The organism is Streptomyces sp. NBC_00637 (assembly GCF_045161545.1).
Classification (GTDB): Bacteria; Actinomycetota; Actinomycetes; order Streptomycetales; family Streptomycetaceae; genus Streptomyces.
On record NZ_CP109047.1, the window covers coordinates 106,249 to 126,363 of the forward strand.

Here is a 20,115-nt window from a genome sequence, read left to right on the forward strand (position 1 = left end):
GGGCGGGAGGGCCGTCCGCAGGTCGGGACGACGGACAGGTCGTCGCCGGTCGTGCCGCGCGTCCCCTCATGGAGTCGGCGTAGTCGCCTGGAGCCCCCACTCGTCCTCTTCCGGTGGGGCGGGGCGCGCCTGTGAGCGGGCTCGGCCTTTGTCCACAGGCCCGCCCGTTGAAGATCCCTTCGTCGCTCATCTCGAGCGGCCCCGCCTCACGCGGGTGCGACGGAGGGAGCGGGCGCGGTGTGCAGGGCGATAGGCAAGGGCGGCAGGCGCTGTACCTCGTCGCATCCGGCGGTCCGGGCGGCGCGGCGCGCTGCCGTCCGCACGGCCGAGGGCCTGAGCGGGCTCGGCGCGGAGCACCCCGCCCGGGATGCGTTGAAGCACGCGGAGCAGTGGGCGGCCAAGACGAAGGAGGCGGCCGAGAGCGGCGACGATGCCAAGGCCGGGCAGTACGCGGAGAACGCCAAGAAGTGCGCGGAGGCCGCCCGCACGATCGCCGACGGGCAGCCGGGGAGCTACCCGAACTCCGCGGACCCGCGCCACGCTTACGCCCTGGGTCCGATGCCGGCCAAGCCCGAACCGGAGGCTCCCACTCCCAGCGGGTGGCAGGCACCGCCGATGCCGGAGTTCCCCGAGCATGTGCGGGCGGCTTCGGCGCTCGCCGCGGCGAGCGGGGCCGGCGGCGCCGCAACGTTCATCCCGCGCCAGGACGGCGGCCAGACCGTCGCCTGGGGCGGGGCCGACTTCGCCGGCTCGGCCACCGTGTATGCGGGCACAGACGATGAACCGCCCTACGCGCGGGTGGTGTTCAACCACCTGGACCAGGACCGGTACGAGGCTCTGGCGAACTCGCCGTGGCCCTACCGGGTGGAGCACGGGCAGGTCATCTACGACCGTGTCCCTGCCGACCACGCCGAGCAGATCATCAAGGCCGCGGCCACGCGGCAGGCGTGCCGCCCCTGGGAGCGGCACGGGCTGACCAACTCCCCCGTCCGTGAGCAGCTCGACAGGGACCGTGCCGGCGCGCTCGTGCCCGAGTCCAAGGCGTGGGCTGCGCGGCTGAGCAAGGATCAGCGCCATTGGACGCAGACGTACACGACGTCGAAGCACAAGGCGATCAACGAGCACCTCTACAAGGGCCGTGATATCGATCAGCCTGCGGAGCGGATGGACGAGCCGATGCGCGAGGTCGTCGGGAACATCAACAGCGCGATCGACTCGGCCGGCCGCTCGGAGAGGCCGCATCACACCTTCCGCGGGTTCACGCCGCCGCTCGAGGTCCGCAAGTCCAACCAGGTCGCCGCCTGGGCACGGGCGAACTTCCCCGCCGGCAGCCGTTACCGGGACGCCTCGTTCATGTCGTCCTCGCACTGCCCGCACGTCGCCGCCCACGAGGTCTTCTCCCGATCGGACTGGGAGGACGACAACAACCAGCGCGGGCGCGCCGATCACGCCGTGGTGTTCGAGCTGGTATCGCGGCGCGGTGCGGCCGTGGGCGAGATCTCGATGGCTGGAAACCTTGAGCGGGAACGGCTGCACCGCGCGGGCTCGTCGTGGGTGTCGGTCGGGGTGCACGAAAACGTCCAGATCAACGGCCGCAACTGCGTGGTCGTGCAGCTGGTCGACACCGAGGAGGTCCGCCGCTACTAGTGATCGTTCATAAAACTTGCCAAATATTAGTTTTATGAGTAGGATGGAGTTAAGGGTGCACCGCGCCCTGATCCCGAATCGCTCATGACCCGATTTCCCACGGAGGCAGACCATGACTGACCAGCCCACCACCCCCACGTCCCGGATGACGGACCAGCCCGCGCCCCGGCCCGTCGGCCCGCTCCCCCAGTCGGGCGACCGGCCCACCTTCGACGAGCTGCAGCAGCAGGCGAACGACGTCGACTACTCCCCGCTCGCCGCGCACCTCAACGACGAGACACGCAGCGCGCTGGGCCTCGCGCCGGCGCCGGCCCCGGTGACAGTCGACCGGGAGCTCGCCGAGCGCATCCGCACACACTTCCTCGACCACACCGAGCTCATCGCGGACCTGCCGGACAACGTCCGCGACCTGATCGCTCTTTGAGTCGGCGCCGGACCACCGCGGTTCCGGCGCCGGCCAGGCTGCTCCCGCGTCCATCGCCCGCAGCGCCGATCTCACAGACGCGCCCCAGCCCAGTGCTTCACGCCCGCCTTCGCGGGTCAAGTTGGCACTTGCCAGCTCACCTACCGCTGTGCATGAGGTTGCTCAAGCGCCGCCTGCCCTCCTGGGACCGCCGCTCGACCCGACTGCACCCCTCATCCCCCTCGCGAGAGCGCCCTTTCAGCGGATGACAGCGAGACGCAGCGCGGTTGCCGCGCACCCACTTCACACTCGCCTCTCCAGCTCACTGGTGGCAGCCGGCGGAGCCGCGGCCTATCGGCTGCTGTTGCTCGCGTCCGGCGTACCTCCCGCACTCTGCCCCTCCTGGCGGGCATCGCGGGACACCAGTTGCGCCTCCTGGCCAAGCTCACGACGCGCGGGCTCCTAGTCACCGCGCCCACCCGCGTGGATCGTCGCCAGCAACCTGAAGAGGCCGCCTTTGGGCCTCCCCGTCCAGCACAGGGCCCAGTCCACCCGCTCGCCCCTCCCCCCACCGCCCGAAGAGAGAACCTGATGACTCGCCGCGCCGACCAGTACAGGTACAGCGTGTATGTGGAGTTCGACGTCCCCAATCCCTCTCCCGACGTCTTCGCCTCGCTGCACGAGAAGCTGAGCTCCTATGACCCCGCCGCAGGTCCCGCCGAGAATGGCAACCTTTCGGTGCGGATGTTCATCGACGCTGACAATCCCATAGACGCTGCCGCCCGTGGAGTCGAGTACGCCCAGGCCGCGGCCGTAAAGCAGCAGATCCCGCCGACCTCCGTCGTCGGGTTCGCGGTGATGACGTACGAGGAGTTCAACCGGCAGCTCCGCCAGCCGTCCCTACCCAAGCTCGCCGGCCGCGCGGAGGCGTCTGAGATCCTCGGCATCTCAGGAACCCGGGTGCGACAGCTTCTCGACGACGGCTCCCTGGCCAACTGCCTCGTCCAGGAGCTCGCCGCTGGCCCGGTGTTCCTCGCAGACCGATTGCACGCATTCCGAGAGCACGAACACGATGCCGGCAGTGGCCGGCGTCGGGCCGACCTGCCCCTCTCAGCCCGCGAGCGCGCCATGCTCGAAGTCTTCGCAGCGGCCGCGTCCAGCGCTGAAGCCCCCTCATCCAGCTCGGACCACGTGCACGCGTCCGGCGCGATTGAGGAAGGCCTACCGAACGGAAAGCTGAGGGTGCACCTCGGCCCGGACGACTCCCCCGTCGCCAAGGCGGTCCAACAGCTGATCAGCCACCGGCTGATCACCACCCGGCATCTGTACAGCACCGAGATCCCTCCTGGCCATCTCGAGGACGTGGTCGTCAGCGTAACCGGGAAGGGCCACCGGCACGCCAACCTCTCTGCCTCAGCCGTCGAAGCGCCCTCATAGTGGTTCGCACGCAGCCGAGCAGCAAGCCACCACCGGGCCGTCATTTCAACGGCCGTCCGTATCTCCGCCGGCGATCCCGAGATTCCTTCCCTCTACTGAGAGCGGGATGCGGCGTCAGCGCACTGCCCACAGCGACCCAGGCACCACCCGCAGTGCGGCTCTGAACTGCAATATCCCCTCTCGACTGCAACCAACGTTGCAACGAAGAGTGCTACGCAACATGCATCGAGAGGTGCATCCACCTATGCTGCGAGGCGGTCTCGACCGTCGAGGTGGAGCGAAATCCTGCAACGATCTCTGCAACATCAACAACAACGCTGCAACCACTCCCGCAACCTCTGACGCAACCAACGCTAGCTCCAGTAATGTCACCAACTTGATATCCAGCAGAAGGACGATGTGTCCAACTATCTGTGAAACGACGCTTTAACCCAACGCTCGCGCGAGTCAGCGTTCCCGCTTCTCAGCTAACTTTTTCTCTGACTTTCTAACCAAGTGCGTTATGAATGGGGTTACTAACTGAACAACGCTCAGACCATCTTGCTGAGCTCATGTCGATCTATTCATCTGCCCTGCTTTCTGTAGAGCGGATTACGGATCGATCCTCTTAACTATGGGACGAAGTGCGAAGCAACCTACAAAACGAACTAGTACACGCCGCAGCCATCTAACGATTTCTCAGTGCTTCGTCGGAACTTGCCAACGATCTTTCGCGCTTCCTCACAACCTTACGTATCTCAGATCTAGCAATTGAACCTGCGAACACCCAATGACCCGAACTGCGGACGCAGCCTGCCAACTGACTACGTTAGGACCGAACGAATGATGTTCCGCTCGACCGAATCATCAATCGTGCCCGCGACCTACGAGCCGCACTTCGGGCGCTGCTGCGGAGCTGTCCAGCTGTCCCTCGGCTCACCCAGCGGACCACCCGTCGACCCGACACCCCTCGTGGCCTGCGAAAGGACCATCCACACACGGCACAAGCGGTCGTGCCCGCGACCTACGAGCCGCACTTCGGGCGCTGCTGCGGAGCTGTCCAGCTGTCCCTCGGCTCACCCAGCGGACCACCCGTCGACCCGACACCCCTCGTGGCCTGCGAAAGGACCATCCACACACGGCACAAGCCGCCCTCCCGACCAGAGCACCAGCCAGTCAGGCGACCTTCCACCCATCCGACACTCCGCACAGAACGCCACCCGTCGACCCGACACCCCTCGTGGCCTGCGAAAGGACCATCCACACACGGCACAAGCGGTCGTGCCCGCGACCTACGAGCCGCACTTCGGGCGCTGCTGCGGAGCTGTCCAGCTGTCCCTCGGCTCACCCAGCGGACCACCCGTCGACCCGACACCCCTCGTGGCCTGCGAAAGGACCATCCACACACGGCACAAGCCGCCCTCCCGACCAGAGCACCAGCCAGTCAGGCGACCTTCCACCCATCCGACACTCCGCACAGAACGCCACCCGTCGACCCGACACCCCTCGTGGCCTGCGAAAGGACCATCCACACACGGCACAAGCCGCCCTCCCGACCAGAGCACCAGCCACGCATAGCGCGACCGCCTGATCTCGGGCCCAACTCAGCTAGGCAGAAGGCCCTGTGACCGCGTGTCGGCGCAGCAAGCCACGACCTCCCTCCTGCGTGACTTCGTACGCCAGTTCCATTTCCCTTTGGCAGTTCGCACGGCACATCCCACGCAGCTCGCCCGTGTTGATGGCGAGTCCTCGAACGAAGAACCCGCCGCCCTGTTATCGTCAGGCGCGAATATCCGGTGTCACTAGAGCATCTTGCGGTCACGAGCTGGGGCCAGAAGCCTCAAAGCTGGTGAATTAGCCCAAATCGGCTCCCGTTGGCAGGTCTGCCTTCGGCCGCTTGCTCTGGTGACAGCCACCTTAGAAGCAGGGGAGAGGTGTCTGAGCGATGAAGGTTTTTGCTTTCGCGACCCAGAAGGGAGGGGTAGGCAAGACAAGCTCGACTGTCAACTTCGCTGGCTCGCTCGCTCTGGCAGGAGGCCGCGTCCTCGTAGTCGATCTCGACCCGCAGTCGCAAGCCGGCGCCGCCTTGGGCGTCAACCTAATCGGCGAGGAACAGCTGGCGCGCTCCCTCGGCTGGGCCCTCCAGGCCCGCTTGCAGGGAATGAAACTGCCGCTGGAAGGGATCTGGTTCGACAGAAGCGAGCTTCTGCAGGAGTTCGGCGGGCAAGGCTCGCTCCATCTGCTCGCCAGCGAAGAGTCGACAATGACCGCTGCCCAGGACTTGATCCACAAGAAGGGGTTCCAGTCCACACCCATCCTGCGGCGCATGCTCCTCGAGCTCTCAGAGCACTTCGACTTCGTCGTAATCGACACACCTCCGGCTGTCTCGTCGCTGTCAGCGACAGCTCTCGCCGCGGCCGACTACGTGATCACTGTCTGCATCCCGGAGTACCCAGCTCTGAAGGGCGCTGCTGCAACTCGTGGCACGGTCCGCTACGTGCGTGAGCGAACGAACGGCGAGTGCGAGCCCCAGTACCTCGGGGTCGTCCTCAACCGCTCCAATCCTCCTTCCAAGTGGAAGGCGCAAGAGATCAACATCAGGAATGGCACGCTGGACGCTGACCTGATGCCCTTCCAGCGTGACGTCCGCACCGACAACCGCATCAGCGACTCGTTCGCCTTCGGAGTCCCGGCGGTCATCCGCTACGCCAGCCACGCCCCGGGCAAGATCTATGCGGAGCTAATGCAACAGGTTCTCTCCCGCACGGCCCAGCCCTCTGAGAAGTGGGAGCTCCCGGAGCGGATTGAGGCAGTCGAGGACGCCGAGGTTGTCGGATGAGTCCTTCCAACAACAAGGACAGCGAGAACACTGGCTCCAACGGTGGGAAGAAGAGTGCGGGGACCGGAGCTCGGGGTAGGGGATCGCGTCGGACACCACCCTCACACTTCAATCCGGGTCTTGTTCAGGGCCTAATCGCAGGTGCTGATGACGTAGCAGGACGCTCATTCATCGGCGGCGGGGGACCGGTCTCGACTTCGCCTGTCGAGACTCCTCCCTCTGCCGATCCGACACCACCGTCAACGCCCTCCCCAGCAGACACGCAGCAAGCCACTCCCGCAGTAGCTGCGAGCCCCGAGCCCGCCCCATCGCTTCCGGCTCAGGCAACAAACGAACACTCAACCGATGACACCCCTGTCGCCACTTCCCAAGCTGCGCCAGGAGGCACACCCGTTGAAGAGCCGCAGAGCGACGAGCCTGCGCCTGCTCGTAAGGCAGCCCACACCGTCGAGTCTGATGTTGAGGAGATCGGTGACGGCCCCTCGCATGGGCCCGAGCACGTAGCCGAGCCCCCTCCCGCGGACCCGTCAAAGTCGCCGGCTGAGCGAGGCCGGTCAGAGGACGAACCGGCCAAGACAGAAGGTACGGCTCCAGAGCAGGTTGACCACGCGTCAACTCAGGTGGAAGAGAGCGCATCTGACGTCGCCAGTGTTGCCGATGGAAAATCAACCAAGGGTGGCCGTCGACGTCAGAACGCTGCTCACTCGGCGCTCCTCGACAGCTTCAAAGACGCGCGCCTGAACTCGAAGTTGTGGCAGGGCTGGGGCTTCCGCATCTATCCCGACACCCTCGCTGCCCTCAAGCAGCGCATGAACGCCGATCGCCGATCTACGGGGCTCAAGCTCGCTATTGGCCACTACGTGGATGCCGCGCTCAGATCAGCACCCGAAGACGTCGATGCGATGATCAAGATCGCCGACGCGTACGACGATGAACGCGTGTTCGACAACGAGACGACTAGGCCGTCGACCTACCGCGTCGGCGTCACCGCGTACGGCATTGCCTCGAACCTGAAGGTCACCATGGACGAGGTAGACGCGTCTCGCCGTGGCGCTGCGTTCGTCTCGGCCGCGCTCCAGAAGCTCCTGGACGGGCTCGAGGCTGGGGGAGCGCTCGCCCTTCCGCCTCGCGGATCGAGGTAGCACACCTCCTACAGAAGCCCCAGCCCATCCCGATGGGCTGGGGCTTCTGCCGCTGCCCAACCTGCAACGATCTCTGCAACTTCTCCAGTTACTTGCACTGCAACGCTCACACGAACGATGTTGCGATCAACGCATCCTTCTTCCGCTCCGTTCAACAGCCCCACCCTCGCGCCCTCTACTCCGGTATCACTAGACGACTAGGGGACAGAGATGCACAGACAAACCGGAATTTCCCAGCTCAACCGCCATGGAAGGCGGCCCAAGCGACACGCCAACATCTAGTGACGCCAGGACTTTTCAAGATCCGGTGCGATATGGTTTGAGCCACACTCGATCCACCGTGTTTCGGAGCCAGCAAATGTCGCTGACAGGTCCTCACCTCAGCACTAGCTCAGTGGCAACCGCCGCAGGTCTGAGCGAGTCATGGGCATGGAAGGCTCGGGACCAGGGGGTAATCAACGAGCCTCACTTTGAAGAGGACGTCGTTGCTCTCCGGGTCTACGCCTTCGTCTCTCAGATCGTGTGGCCGGGAACCCGCCGGCCTCGTAGTGCCCGCCAAGCCCTTGAGCTCTGGCAAGCATCCGCAGTGGAAGCGGCTCGCCAAGCTGCTACCGACCACGCCACCACGTCCGAAACGGCACTCTGGGTGCTTGAGGACTCGGTGCACCTGGTGACCACTCCTGCGGAGCGGGCAGCCTTTGACCTGCAGTACCTCAACGGCAGAGCCGCATTCCGCATCCCCATCGGCTTTTGGGTGGCCGAACTGCCCGATGCCATAGACAAGCTCGGCCCGCGCCGAAGGCGCGGGTCTTCAACCAAGGCGGCCTCTTAGATGCAACGCCGCCTACCTAGTCCGCCAACGCGATGGTCGTCCCGAACAAACGGAGATGGCCCGGCCCGGGATCTGCGGTCCCGGGCCAGTCGCGTTGTCAGCGCCTGGGATCTGCGGTCCTAGGCCTTTTCAACAGTCAAGGAGTTGATAGCAACCCGCCGCATTCCTAACTAGACGACGTCGAGCGCTCAACTGATCCCCTACGCATCCGGGAGTCGAGCGTCGGTGAAGTGCGCCTTCCTACTTCCTTGACTGGAGCAGATCATAGCTACCCGTTCGAGGGCTGGCTCAGTCATGCCTGAAACAGGCTACCGGCATCAGCCCAAAACGTCTAAAAGTAGACCATCTGCGGCTCAACGTCGATCTAAGTCCGCTGGCCGCGCTTCGAAGGTCCCGTCATGGGCGGGCCCCGTCCCTAAGGGGATTCCAGGTCTTCCGCTGGAGTTGGGGCCAGACATGCGGGTGCCGCTGCGTGCTGCCGTCCTGGCTCTCCTGGCTCATCCGCAGCTTGTTGGCCAGAAAGACGTCGTCCGCCTGGGCGCGGTGGTCTTTCTGGCGAAGGCGGCTCACCGGACGTGTCGTGTGGCGATCACTGCGCGGGAGCTCGGGCGCTGGCTCGGCGTTCACAAGTCCACAATCGATCATGAGGTGCTGCCGGCCCTCCGCAAGGCAGGTCTGATCGCGCCGATCGTGGTGGAAGAGCAGGACGAGCCGCTTGTGTCGTACTTCCGGGTGATGCCGCTGTGGGAGGCGCGGGGTGCGACGGGCTCGCCTTTCCACCTGCAGAAGCCCGAGTTGGCGACGCTGCTGCGGTTCATCGAGGGCTTGTTTGCCCCGGGGTGGGGGCCGGCCAGTAAAACTCCGCCGGGGCTTCTGGCTGCGCGGCAAGCTCGCGGAGCGGCGACGGATCGTCTCGCGATGTTGCTGTTGGCCCTTCACGCGCGGCCGGATGGTCGGGTCCCTCTCACGGGTGGGCGCCTGGCGCAGCGGGTGGAGAGCTATGGGCGTGCGGTAGTCACTCTGGCCCGGATGTTGGCCTGTGAGGTGCCGTCAGCGTCGCTCGCGTTGAAGCGCCTTGAGAAGGCGGAGCTCGTCGTTCTGACGGCTGGGGCGGTGGAGCGCCTGCGGGTGCCTGCCATCGCTGTGGCCCATCGTGCGGCGGCCGCGTCGAAGCACGACGCAGGAGCCCCTTCCCTGAAGGGATCGCTCGAGCCGCCGGCTCCTTCGCAGGCGCCGGGTCCGACGTCGGTGTGCGAGCACTGCCGCGACGAGGAAGCGCGGGAGACGTTCCCGCTGGAGGGAGACGGGTGGCGGCAGGGGTCCTTCGAAGACCTTGGCATGGAGCATTTCGCCGGGGAGGCAACTGCACACGGGGGTTTCCACGGACAGGAAGCCACTGAACTCGCAGGTCAGATGCTTAATTCGCTTCCTGAGGACGAGTCGGAAACTGCTCACTTTCACGCCGACCACGCTCTTGGGGCTGATCTACTTCCTCAACCTGCGGACCATTGTGGGTTTTCCGGCGAAGCCGTTGGGGGCGGAGGTGATCTCCCGGAGCGCGCGTGCACGCGTGAGGAGAGCTCTCCGGGACGGCCTCCCGTGCCTGGTCGGGCGGCAGACCGTGGAGCTGCCCGAAGCCCGCTTCGCGGGGAAAAGCCCGATCAGTCCTCGTCTCGGTGGCATGTTGATCCTGCGGCGGCCAGTGGCGTGTTGGAGGCCTGGCGTTCGGTTTCGGGCGGGCCTCCGCCGGTGTGGGCCACGGTCCCGAAGCAGCTGGCAGACGTTCTGCGGCCGGTCGAGATGATCTGGGGCCGGTTGGATCGGATCGGCGCTCGCTGGCGTGTTGAGCAGGCGGTTCGGGCGGAACTGGAGGCTCTTCGGGGAGTGTTCGGTCCTGGGGTCGATGCGGAGCGGATCCTCAAGCGTCGGCTGGGCCGGCGGCTAGCTGAGCAGGGAGAGAAGGTGGTGGTGGATCCGGCTGGCTGGCTGATCCGGTGGGCGCTGCCGCGGCGGGCGACGTGCCCGGATGCGCGCTGTGATGACGGGCATCGGATGGACACGGGGAGCGACTGCGAGGCCTGCGGGATGCTGCACGTCGACCGGCGGGCTCTGCGTCAGCGGGCGGCGGCACAGGTGGCTGCTCGCCTGGCAGTATCCGTTTCTGACCAGTTGCCGCGGGCGGCGTTTGAGGAGGAGTTGCGTCAGGAGTGGCAGCGGCAGGGCTGGATCAGGGCGGCTCAGCATGAGCAGGATGCCGAGGCGCGCCGGGCCCGTGAGGCGGCTCGGGCCGCGCGGCGGGCCGAGTTCGAGGCGGCTGAGGCGGCGCGAAGGGAACTCCCGTGCGCGGGCTGTGGGCGCGAGCGCGCCGGGGGACTGTGCGGGATTTGCGCCGACGGCCGCGTCGTGGAGGAGTCGGTCGGTGAAGCAGCTGAGATTGCGGTCGCCGCTTGGGCACACGACCTCGATGCGGAGCGCAGGCAGCTGATCGCGAGGAAGACCGAGAGCCAGGTGCGGGCAGAGGTCGAGGCGAGTACTCAGCGGGGCCGGGCGGAGGGCGCGTTCGAGGAGACCGTGTCCCTGATGGGCAAGCTCGCGGCCGAGTTGTCCCTCGCGCAGGTTCGTCGGCAGGCGCTCGGTCATCTTGCGTGGACGGATGAGGCGCGTGCGGAGGCGGAGTCGGCGTATGCCGCGCAGATGCGGCGCCGGCATCTGTTCAACACCCGCGCTGATGCGGAGGAAGCAGCTCAGGAGGCCAGCCGGGCCGCCCGATGGCGGACCGCGGAGTACCTGCTGCGGACCCGGCTGGGAGCCCTGCGAGCCAGGCCTGCGCGCGTCAAGGAGGAGCGGGCAACGGATCCCTACATCCAGCAGGCCGACAGCGTCCGCGCCCAGCTGCGCCACACACAGCCGGCCGCGGACGCTGATCGAGGAACGAGCGGGCACGGGGAAGCGGGTCTGAAGGCTACTGCAGGCTGCGTCGACGAGGACCCGTACGCGGCCGGCGCCGCGCGTGTTCGGCAAGCCCTGGCCGGGGCCCGCGCATGACTGCCGTCAGCAAGGGGACCGCGCTGGGAAGTCCTCGGCCGGTTCCGGCCGGTTCGCTGCCGAGTAGCGACGGCGTCTTCTCCCCGGCGCCTGCCCCAGACCCGACGGCTCGGGCACGGATAGTTCGACCACGGCCTCTGGCGCGTCCTGGCATCACCCGCCGAACCGGGCCTGTCGTTCGCCGCGTTCGCGATGGCCTGTCCGGCGCCATGGCCGTTGAGTACAGCAGCGCGTGCGCGGTCTGCGGTAGGGCTTCAGCCAGCCGGGCTGGTAGCGGCGGTGAGGCGGGCGTGGGTGTAGCGGAAGAGCCGGTCGACGTGCTCGCGCAGCAGGGCGGGGTCGGCGCAGCAGACGGTGGCCAGGGAGGGCGCACCATCACGCGTCGTCGGATAGCGTCCCTGGTCTCCGACGGCGTCGATGTGGTCCAGATCCCGGATGAAGGCCACGACGAGGTTCTGCTCGGGGCCTCCGGCGACCAGGTCGTCGCCCTGAAGCTGCAGGGACGCCAGCAGCCCGGTGAGGCTGTGGGTTCGCGCATGGTGGGGGCCATGGAGAGCCTTCAGGGCGAGTTCGGCCAACTGCCGGGCGAGGAAGAACGCCGGCTGCGGTGCTTGATGCTCAATGGCCGCCAGCACCGCGGTGTAGAACTCGGCGATCGTGTCGTGATCCGGGTGCACGCAGTGGCTGCGCGACAGGCAGAGGGCGTCGGGTCCGTTGTGGTCGGTGGTGCCGGTGGCGCCGAACGGGCTCTCGTAGCTCGGGCAGTTCATAGTCGGACATTGTCGGCGGGCTCCCCGCTCGATGGCGACCGTGCTTCCCAGTCGGGCTGCGGGCTCGTGAGGCCGAGCGTGAGCGGCGCGCTCACGGGGTGAGCAGGTCCTCGGGGCCAGCGGCCGGGGGCGTGGTGGTGAGTGCGTAGAGCTCCATCTCCACCAGCCCGTCCTGGGTTGGGCGCGGCTCGCGGCGCACGGACACGTCGTAATGGCCGACCAGCAGCTCCTTCACCCGCTCAACCGTCTCGGTGCTGCTCGCGCTCACGTAGATCAGAGCCAGTCCGTCCGTACGAAGCGCACCGGTGCACTCCGCTTCCGTGGTGCTGTGCACGTCATCGCGCCTTTCCTCGGGCCTTGGCTACCTGACTGCCAGACGTACGAGGGGCCCGCAGAAGTTCGCGGGCGGGCGCGAGATCACCCGAACGTGGGGGAGAGGCGGCCCCCCGCGGCCGCGGGGGGCCGGTCTACGGCGTGCGGATCGACCCTGCCTTCCCGCACCAGGTCCTGATGCCGCAGACGGTGTCGAGCCGGAGCCGGGGCGCTACGGCGTCGGTGATGGCGGGGGACCGAGCGTGAGGCCGGTGCCGGTGAGCAGGACGTTCAGCTGGTCGGGGAACTCGCGCATCTCTTCCAGGAACGACAGCCAGACGCTGTCGCGGGCCGGGCCCAGGTGGGTGGTGGTGTGGTAGAGCGCGGCCAGGTAGGCGGGCATGTTCCGGCCCCAGCACTGGCTGTTGTCCCACCAGGCCCTCAGCAAGGCCTGCAGACTCTCCAGCGTGAGGAAACGGGCACACGGCAGCACCGCCGTGCGGGCGAGGTACTCGCCCTCGTCGTAGGTCCGGGCTCCGGTGAGAATCGCCGGCAGATGCGGCACGAAGTAGGGGTCGGGGCGGACGGCAACCACCTCGGCGCGGTGGTTGGCCATAAGGGAGGCAAAGGCGGTCTCGAGCGCCGGCAGGCTCTGGCGGACCTCGGCGTTGCTCACCAGGGCCAAGGCACGGGCCTCGTCGGGCAGCAGCGCGCCCGGGCGCTCAGCGGTGGGCAGCGCGGCGATCCGCGTGTTGTACAGGGTGACCAGCGGCTGGGGCAGGTGGCTCCAGAACGCTGGCAGCGTGCCGAGCCGGCCCAGCGCGGCAAGTTGGACCCCCGGGTCGGCGCGCGCGAGGCGGTCCATCTGCTTGGACAGCGCCCGCTGGGCGAGCTCGGCGTCGCGCTCGGCGAAACAGCGCAGGCAGCCGGCCATGCGGTCGGAGAGCTGAGCGGCCCCGATGGCGATGCTCGCATCGTCGACCTGCAGCAGGGCGAACTTCGCCGCGAACTCCACCACTTTGGCCTTGGCGGAGGGGCGGACCCGGTCGAAGAAGGCGTACGTGAGGTAGTCGGGGTCGAAGACGAAGCCGGGATCGGCGACGTGGGCGGCGAAAGCGTCGACGATCCGCCGGCCCTGGCTGGGCGGGTGGATCAGGACGGCTTCGAGCGCGACCGCCAGGTGGGCGCGGGCGTACTCCACGGTCGGCTCGAACAGTTCACCCAGCGGCCGCAGCGACGGATGAGCGCACAGATGCCGGTCCTCGCGCAGCCTCTCCAGCTGCACCCGCTGGGTGAAGTCGAGCAGCTCCAGCTTCTCGGCCACCGCGAGGATCGTCTTTTCGACCCCGAGCATGATCTGGACGGCCTCCGGCTGCGGGGCCTGCTGGGCGCGCTCCACGTCCGCGACCACGTCCGCGGCGGCCGCCTCGCCTTCCTCCTTGAGGATCTGTGCCTTGGTGATCAGGTCGGCACACACGGCGGTCCAGGTCAGCACGATCGCACCGCGCGGGGCACCGGTGGTGTAACAGCGGTAGGCCTCCTGCACCAAGGGCCGTACATCAGGGTTGAACACTCGGCTGACCCGGTCTTCGAGATCGATCATGTGCGCGGACCTTCCCCTGTTGTTGGCCGCACCGGCGGCCCACGGTCGGCCACATCATGACAGCGCTGCCGCCCACTGCAGGGGACGTCCCGTGCCCCTGCCGTCGAGCCTGGCCGAGCGGGCCTCAAGATCCCTGGCGCAGCATCGGGGGATGGGTCGTCCGGGGCGGTTGCAGTCCGATGACCCGGACCTGGATCTGCTCGTCTCACCCTCGACGAGCCCGGCCGCAGGGTGCTCGCGCACTGCCCTGGACGACCAGTGCGCCGCCGGCATGCCGGCAGCACTCCGTCACACCTCGTCGTTCACGTCCGGTGCAGTCGCGGGGTCAGCGGTGCGGACGCGCCCGAACAGCAGCCTGTCACTCGCGATCGCGGCGTCCAGGTAGGCGTCGATCTCGGCCGGCCCGGCGGACTGCGCCAGCATGTCCAGACCGAGCAGCAGGACAGCCTCCCGGTTGCGGGCCACCAGCGCGGTCCAGTCCGGGCAGGTCGGCAGCCGCATCGGTCCAGGGGCACCGGGAACGTGCAACAGCACCTGGCCGTCGTCGATCTGCAGGCAGCGACCGGCGTCCGGGACGATGTCCCGGGCTGTGCCCAGTTTCGCGAAGCCGTCCGCAAGTTGCCGCATGCGGGCCCCGACCACCTCGGGCGTGGCGTGGACGACGGTGGACGGGCTGTGGGTGATCAGGATGTGGGCGATCTCCTGGCCGTCCGGCCCGCTGCCGGGCCAGGTCCAGGCAGCGAGCGAGACCAGCAGCCGAGGATGCGGGCCGGGACGCGTGCCGGGGGCCGGGACGCTCAACATGACGCCATCCCGGGGACCTTGAACATCGACCAGACGACCTTCCCGCTGGGGCTACGGTCCTCGACGCCCCAGCCGTCCGAGATCGCATCGACCAGCACCAGGCCGCGCCCGGAGGTGTCCGTGGAGGACGCCGCACGGGCCCGCGGCTGCTGATCGCGGCTGTCGTGCACCTCCACGCGTACCTCGTCGTCGTCGGCGTTGATCCGCAGCAGGAAGCCACGTCCCGGGGCCGTGCCGTGGAGCACGGCGTTCGTGGCCAGCTCCGAGACGCACAGCCGGACGTCATCGGCGCGAGCGGTGCGTCCCCACCCCTGCAAGGCGCTGGCGGCGAACTCCCGTGCCTGGCGGACGGATTCCGGCCGGGAAGCGAAGAGCTGCTCGGTGGTATCGGTCATCACGGTCCTGAGGTCTTGGCGTCCAGAACGCGGGACGATCCGCGATCGTGGCGCTTGGCAGATCCGCCGGGACGCGCGTTGAGGTGTGCAGGGCCGGCGTGGCGGATCAGCAGAAGGCGGGCGCCGGCCGCCTCGATCTGCCGGCTGCGTGCGTGCACTATCGCTCTGGGGCCGATGTGCGAGGCGGCAGGAGCGACAACGCCGTAGACGTCGGGCAGGGCAAGCACGTCCAGCAGTCCGGTGAACGCGGCCGAGGACGGGCCGGCGACGGCGTCGCGGTCGGTGAAGACACCGGACAGCTGCAGCTCGTGCCGGTCGCAGTACTCGGCGAGCGACGCTGTCAGCGCGGCCTGTCGCGCCGCGGAGGCCCGGGCGAGCCGCAGGAACCCGTAGACGACGGGGCCGCTGACCGGGCGCTGCTCGGTGAGGGGTTCCATGCTCGAGACCGTCCCGGGAAAGTCGACGACTGTGGGCTCCTTGAGCCTGACGGGCGGCCAACTCGATGCCAATCAGCGGCCGTTCTACTTCCGTTCCACTTCCGTCCCACCAACTGCACGCATCTGCTTCGATGACCGGTGGAAGGGAGCAACGCGTGGCCACCGTGCACCACTGGACTGGCCTTGAAGCCAGAGCCCTGCGGCGGGCCCTGCGGCTGAGCGTGCGGGCCTTCGCCCAGAGCCTCGGCGTGGCGACAGCGACCGTCTCCAAGTGGGAGAGCAAGCTCGCGGCCACCGAACCCAGACCCGACACCCAGGCCATCCTCGACACGGCCCTGGCCCGCGCGGACGCCTCGGTACACCTGCGTTTCGAAACGCTTTTGTCGGAGAGTGCCGGTGCTGCGCACAGCATCGGCCGGCGCGTCACCGCAACGGGCCCCCGGGCCTGGGAGTACGAATCGTGGGCCGACGACCTCGACCGCGTGGTCGTAGCCCTGTCCCGGCAGAACTTCGCGTTCGCCGACAGCCTGCTCAACCGGTGGCTGACCCGCTACACGTCCTCCGAGCTGGACGACAAGGGCCTGTATCTGTTCGCCCGCTCGACGGCCCTGCTCGGCGACCTCAAGCGCGACCAGGGGGCGCTGCTCGGCCCCCTGTCGGCCCAGCAGTCCTACGCCGGGGCCCGCGCCGTCTTCACCCAGCTCGACATTCCCCGGCGCGTCGCCCAGCTCGATCTGTCCCTGGCGGTTGTCACGGAGATGGCCGGCAAGCTGGAGATCGCCGCCCGCCAGTACGAGATCCTCGCCGTCGACGACCGGCTGTCGGGCCGCGACCGGGCCCGCGCCCGGTTGTGGGTGGGAACCTCGCTGAGCAAGGACGGCCAGCACGACTACGCGACCCGCGTCATGCAGGCAGCGACCCGCGACTTCGAAGACCTCACCGAACCCGACGACTGGTCGGTGGCCCACCAGAAACTCGCCCTCGCCCGCCGCGGTGCCGGCGACATCACGCAGGCCCTGCACTTCATCGACATCGCCCGCACCAGCGGGACGACGGAATCACCGATGCAACGCGTGCGCCTGGACACCGCTCATGGCCACATCCTGCTCTCCGATGCGGCAACCCGGGATGATGGACTCCTCGTCCTCGACCAGGCCGCCAAGGTGGCCGCGCAGTACGGACTCGTGCACCAACTGCGCAGCATCGAGGGCATCAGGGCCATGAGCGAGGGGCCGACCGGGCCCCGGCAACGGTGAGCAGGGAGAAGACCGCGTGACCAACGACCAGCAGACCATCACCGAGGACCAGTGGCACAAGGCCGCGCTGATCTGGTCCTTCCACCAGATGCACCACCCGGTGGGGCCCGTCGACGCGGCGATCGGCCTGGGCAGTCACGACCTCGGCGTCGCCGCCTACTCCGCCGAGCTGTACCGCGCCGGGCTCTTCCCCACCCTGGTGTTCACCGGCGCCAACAGCCCCACCACCGCCAAGGTGTTCCCCCGCGGTGAAGCCGTCCATTTCCGTGAGCACGCCATCGAGCTCGGCGTACCTGCCGACGCGATCCTGCTGGAACCCCACGCGGCCAACACCGGCCAGAACATCACCCTCTCCCGCGAGGTCCTCGCCGCCGCCGGCATCCACCCCGCCACCGTGCTGCTGGTGTCCAAGCCCTACATGGAGCGCCGGTCGTACGCGACCGCCCGCAAACTGTGGCCCGACGTCGACATCATCTGCGCATCCGAACCGCTCGAGTTCGACGACTACCTGAAGAGCATCGGCGACGACAAGCTCGTCCTGGACATGCTCGTCGGCGACCTCCAGCGGGTGATCGAGTATCCGGCGCTCGGCTTCGCCGTCGAGCAGGAGGTCCCCAAGGACGTGCATGCAGCGTACGAATCCCTCATCCGCGACGGCTTCACCAGCCGCCTCATCGCCTGACCTTCCCGAGCCGGGAGGGCTGTGCGCCATCCACCAGCCCAACTGGCTGCCCCGGCTGAGCACACTGGCCAAACTGTTCGCGGCGGACTACTGGATCGTCCTCGATTCGGTCCAGTTCGCCCGCCGCGACTACCAGCACCGCGCCCGCCTCGCCGCTCTCGACGACCCGGCGCGCCAGCAGTGGCTCAGCCTCCCCACGCGCCTGCCCCACGGACGCCCCACCCTCATCCGTGACGCGCGGATCGCCGACGTCGACCTGGCCCGCCGGCGGACCACCGGGATGCTGCGCCAGCACTTCGCCGCCAGCCCGCACTGGCCCGCCCTTGCCCAGGCCCTGGACCCGGTGATGGACGCCTTCGCCACCGGACGCACCGCGGCGGTCGCCCAGACCTCCACCAGCGCCCTGCTCGGCCTGCTCGGCTGGAAGGGCCGCATCCTCACGAGCAGCCAACTGCCCTCGCGCACGGGACGCTCCGAACGCCTCGCCGACCTCGCCGCCGCGACCGGCGCCCGCTCGTACCTGTGCGGAACCGGCGGCATGACCTATCTCGACCCCGCACCCTTCTCCGCCCACGGCATCACCGTGACCCCCTTCCGGCCACCCGTGATCAGCAGCGCGCCCTCCGACCGCCGGATCAGCGCCCTGTGGAGTCTGGCGACACTCGGCCCGGACCCCGTCGCCGCCCTGCTGCGCACCGTTGCAGCCGGCCACGGTGCCCTCCAGCCCGTCTGATCCGCTGCCCCGATGCGGCACGAAGAGCGGGGGCGGCAGAACCCCCGGGGCGTTCCAGGCCGTCGATGGGCGCAACGCGACGACCGGCGCTGGGCCCTGGACCTGGCGGGGCCAGCCCCCGGGACGACCGCGGGCCACCTGAGTCGGCGGCAGCGCGCCGCCCAGTGACCCCGTACGCGGCCCAGCTGCGACTCGCCAGCCGGCCGTCCGCAGCGGCCGGGGACACGAGACCTTATCCACAGGCGGCGGCACACACACTTCCTTGATCCGCAAATGAGGGGAGTGGGCGCTGTGGAGCACAAGCCAGGACGTGTCGTGCTGAGCCGGGTACAGCGCATCCTGGTCGCCATCGTGATCACGGGCGCGCTCGTCATCGCCGCGATCGGGTTCAGCGGCTCGTACGCCGCCGTCCGCGACCTCGCCGAACGCAAGGGCTTCGGTGAGTTCGCGCAGGTCTTCCCGATCGGCGTCGACGCCGGCATCGCTGTACTTCTCGCCTTGGACCTGCTGCTGACATGGGTACGGATCCCTTTCCCCATGCTGCGCCAGACCGCCTGGCTGCTGACCGTGGCGACGATCGCCTTCAACGCAGCCGCGGCCTGGCCCGATCCGATCGGCGTGGGCATGCACGCCGTGATTCCGATCCTGTTCGTGGTCACCGTTGAGGCTGCCCGTCACGCGGTCGGCCGCCTGGCGGCGATCACCGCCGACCGGCACATCGAAGGCGTGCGCGTGTGGCGGTGGCTGCTCGCGCCGCTGCCCACGTTCCTGCTGTGGCGGCGCATGATGCTGTGGGAGATCCGCCGCTACGACGACGTGATCCACGCCGAACAGCAACGCCTCGTCTACCAGGCGCGCCTGCGCAGCCGCTTCGGACGCCGCTGGAGGAGCAAGGCACCCGTCGAACAGCTGCTCCCGCTACGCATCGCCCGGTTCGGAGTACCGCTCGATGAGGCGGCCCGCAGCCTTCAGCGCTCCGCCCACCCGTCCCTCGAACCTGCGCGGCCGGCCGAGGAGACCGAGCCCGCCGAGCCGGTCATGGACACTGCTGCCCTCCCAGGCCCCCACAGCGCGCCGCCCGAGGAGGAACTCCCACCTTCCGCCCCGTCTCACTCGCCCCCGGCCGAGAGAGGTGAAGCTGACGAGGCTCCGCACGCCACGCCGACGGCGGCCGACGGCGCGCAAGGCACCTCCAGCTCCGACCCACAGCCCGCACCCGAAAGGCCCGAGACGGGGCCCGACCCGTCGCCCTCAGACAACACCCCTCGCGAGCCCGACCCCGCCACCACCACCACCCCAGGTGACCACCAAGAGACGGCAGCCGACCCATCGGACGTTCACGGTCCGGACGATGAGCCGAACGCGCCCCCTGCACAGGCGGAGCAGGAGGACGAGGCACAGCCGGGGGAGGAGGCACCGCAGGACGAGGCACCGCCAACCGACGAGGAAACCGAAACCGAGCCCGCCCCAGAGCCGGACCCTGAGCACGTGCGTGCGGTCGCCGCCCTGAAGACGAACGCCGAAGCGGTGCGCTACGCGATGAGAATCCTCAACACCAGCAGCACCCCACGGGTCGTCGACTGGCTCGGCGTACACGGTCGTGTCGTCAACCGCGGACAGGCCCACAAGATCACCCAAGGGCCTCAGCCGCCCCAGACGCAACACCTCAAGGTCGTGCAGAAGGCCTCGTGACCCCCACGGGCGGAACAGCACGACAACCAGAAACCGAATGCGCAGGCGGTGCCTCCGTCCCGCACAGGGGAGGCGCCGTCCGTGCATCCTGAACCGCTCGCGCGTGC

Annotated in this window: 16 protein-coding genes; 10 read left to right on the forward strand and 6 right to left on the reverse strand. The window is 68.3% G+C overall.

Going from position 1 to position 20,115, the window contains the following annotated elements; all coding sequences use genetic code 11:
- Positions 1-237 precede the first annotated feature (237 nt).
- The 6 genes from OG440_RS38455 (at position 238) to OG440_RS38480 (ending at position 11,324) form a co-directional block, all read left to right on the forward strand.
- Complete coding sequence (locus OG440_RS38455) at positions 238-1,647, forward strand: hypothetical protein (RefSeq protein WP_331752803.1); 1,410 nt, start codon at positions 238-240, stop codon at positions 1,645-1,647.
- 112 nt (positions 1,648-1,759) lie between these two features.
- Entirely contained in the window at positions 1,760-2,071 is a 312-nt protein-coding gene (locus tag OG440_RS38460; protein ID WP_331752805.1) for a hypothetical protein, read from the forward strand.
- 570 nt (positions 2,072-2,641) lie between these two features.
- The gene (locus tag OG440_RS38465) at positions 2,642-3,487 is read left to right on the forward strand and encodes a hypothetical protein (protein WP_331752807.1); all 846 of its coding nucleotides are present in this window, start codon (positions 2,642-2,644) and stop codon (positions 3,485-3,487) included.
- Positions 3,488-5,411: 1,924 nt separating this feature from the next.
- A complete protein-coding gene (locus OG440_RS38470) occupies positions 5,412-6,305 on the forward strand; it encodes a ParA family protein (protein WP_331752809.1) in 894 nt (297 codons plus the stop codon).
- A gap of 620 nt (positions 6,306-6,925) precedes the next feature.
- On the forward strand, positions 6,926-7,447 hold the full coding sequence (locus OG440_RS38475; protein WP_331752811.1) for a hypothetical protein: 522 nt from the start codon (positions 6,926-6,928) through the stop codon (positions 7,445-7,447).
- Positions 7,448-8,735: 1,288 nt separating this feature from the next.
- The gene (locus OG440_RS38480) at positions 8,736-11,324 is read left to right on the forward strand and encodes a hypothetical protein (RefSeq protein WP_406011595.1); all 2,589 of its coding nucleotides are present in this window, start codon (positions 8,736-8,738) and stop codon (positions 11,322-11,324) included.
- 254 nt (positions 11,325-11,578) lie between these two features.
- On the opposite strand, the gene OG440_RS38485 is transcribed toward OG440_RS38480, so the two are convergent.
- From OG440_RS38485 to OG440_RS38510, 6 genes are all read right to left on the reverse strand, one after another.
- Positions 11,579-12,094 (reverse strand): hypothetical protein, encoded by a 516-nt coding sequence (locus tag OG440_RS38485; protein WP_331752815.1) that lies wholly within the window; start codon positions 12,092-12,094, stop codon positions 11,579-11,581.
- A 91-nt stretch (positions 12,095-12,185) separates the two neighbouring features.
- Positions 12,186-12,428, reverse strand: a complete 243-nt coding sequence (locus OG440_RS38490) for a hypothetical protein (RefSeq protein WP_331752817.1) — start codon at positions 12,426-12,428, stop codon at positions 12,186-12,188.
- 210 nt (positions 12,429-12,638) lie between these two features.
- Positions 12,639-14,009 carry a hypothetical protein gene (locus tag OG440_RS38495; protein WP_331752819.1) on the reverse strand — a complete coding sequence of 457 codons (1,371 nt, stop codon included), beginning with the start codon at positions 14,007-14,009 and terminating at the stop codon, positions 12,639-12,641.
- 288 nt (positions 14,010-14,297) lie between these two features.
- Positions 14,298-14,813 (reverse strand): hypothetical protein, encoded by a 516-nt coding sequence (locus OG440_RS38500; protein ID WP_331752820.1) that lies wholly within the window; start codon positions 14,811-14,813, stop codon positions 14,298-14,300.
- Positions 14,807-15,208 (reverse strand): ATP-binding protein, encoded by a 402-nt coding sequence (locus OG440_RS38505; protein ID WP_331752822.1) that lies wholly within the window; start codon positions 15,206-15,208, stop codon positions 14,807-14,809. Before OG440_RS38505 ends, OG440_RS38500 begins: the two co-directional genes overlap by 7 nt.
- On the reverse strand, positions 15,208-15,645 hold the full coding sequence (locus OG440_RS38510) for a hypothetical protein (RefSeq protein ID WP_331752824.1): 438 nt from the start codon (positions 15,643-15,645) through the stop codon (positions 15,208-15,210). Before OG440_RS38510 ends, OG440_RS38505 begins: the two co-directional genes overlap by 1 nt.
- Positions 15,646-15,800: 155 nt before the next feature.
- Between OG440_RS38510 and OG440_RS38515 the strand changes: the two genes are divergently transcribed.
- The 4 genes from OG440_RS38515 (at position 15,801) to OG440_RS38530 (ending at position 20,008) form a co-directional block, all read left to right on the forward strand.
- Positions 15,801-16,901 carry a hypothetical protein gene (locus OG440_RS38515; protein ID WP_331752826.1) on the forward strand — a complete coding sequence of 367 codons (1,101 nt, stop codon included), beginning with the start codon at positions 15,801-15,803 and terminating at the stop codon, positions 16,899-16,901.
- A 16-nt stretch (positions 16,902-16,917) separates the two neighbouring features.
- Positions 16,918-17,583 carry a YdcF family protein gene (locus OG440_RS38520; protein ID WP_331752828.1) on the forward strand — a complete coding sequence of 222 codons (666 nt, stop codon included), beginning with the start codon at positions 16,918-16,920 and terminating at the stop codon, positions 17,581-17,583.
- Between the two features lie 46 nt (positions 17,584-17,629).
- Positions 17,630-18,316 carry a WbqC family protein gene (locus OG440_RS38525; protein WP_331753499.1) on the forward strand — a complete coding sequence of 229 codons (687 nt, stop codon included), beginning with the start codon at positions 17,630-17,632 and terminating at the stop codon, positions 18,314-18,316.
- A gap of 291 nt (positions 18,317-18,607) precedes the next feature.
- Positions 18,608-20,008, forward strand: coding sequence for a DUF2637 domain-containing protein (locus tag OG440_RS38530; protein WP_406011596.1), 1,401 nt, complete (start codon positions 18,608-18,610; stop codon positions 20,006-20,008).
- Positions 20,009-20,115: the final 107 nt, after the last annotated feature.

Excerpts from the sequence above, each read along its gene's own strand:
- OG440_RS38465 (WP_331752807.1), top strand. The coding sequence starts at position 2,642 with ATGACTCGCCGCGCCGACCAGTACAGGTACAGCGTGTATGTGGAGTTC.
- OG440_RS38460 (WP_331752805.1), top strand. The coding sequence starts at position 1,760 with ATGACTGACCAGCCCACCACCCCCACGTCCCGGATGACGGACCAGCCC.
- OG440_RS38495 (WP_331752819.1), bottom strand. The coding sequence starts at position 14,009 with ATGATCGATCTCGAAGACCGGGTCAGCCGAGTGTTCAACCCTGATGTA.
- OG440_RS38470 (WP_331752809.1), top strand. The coding sequence starts at position 5,412 with ATGAAGGTTTTTGCTTTCGCGACCCAGAAGGGAGGGGTAGGCAAGACA.
- OG440_RS38510 (WP_331752824.1), bottom strand. The coding sequence starts at position 15,645 with ATGGAACCCCTCACCGAGCAGCGCCCGGTCAGCGGCCCCGTCGTCTAC.
- OG440_RS38485 (WP_331752815.1), bottom strand. The coding sequence starts at position 12,094 with ATGAACTGCCCGAGCTACGAGAGCCCGTTCGGCGCCACCGGCACCACC.
- OG440_RS38505 (WP_331752822.1), bottom strand. The coding sequence starts at position 15,208 with ATGACCGATACCACCGAGCAGCTCTTCGCTTCCCGGCCGGAATCCGTC.
- OG440_RS38480 (WP_406011595.1), top strand. The coding sequence starts at position 8,736 with ATGCGGGTGCCGCTGCGTGCTGCCGTCCTGGCTCTCCTGGCTCATCCG.
- OG440_RS38500 (WP_331752820.1), bottom strand. The coding sequence starts at position 14,813 with ATGTTGAGCGTCCCGGCCCCCGGCACGCGTCCCGGCCCGCATCCTCGG.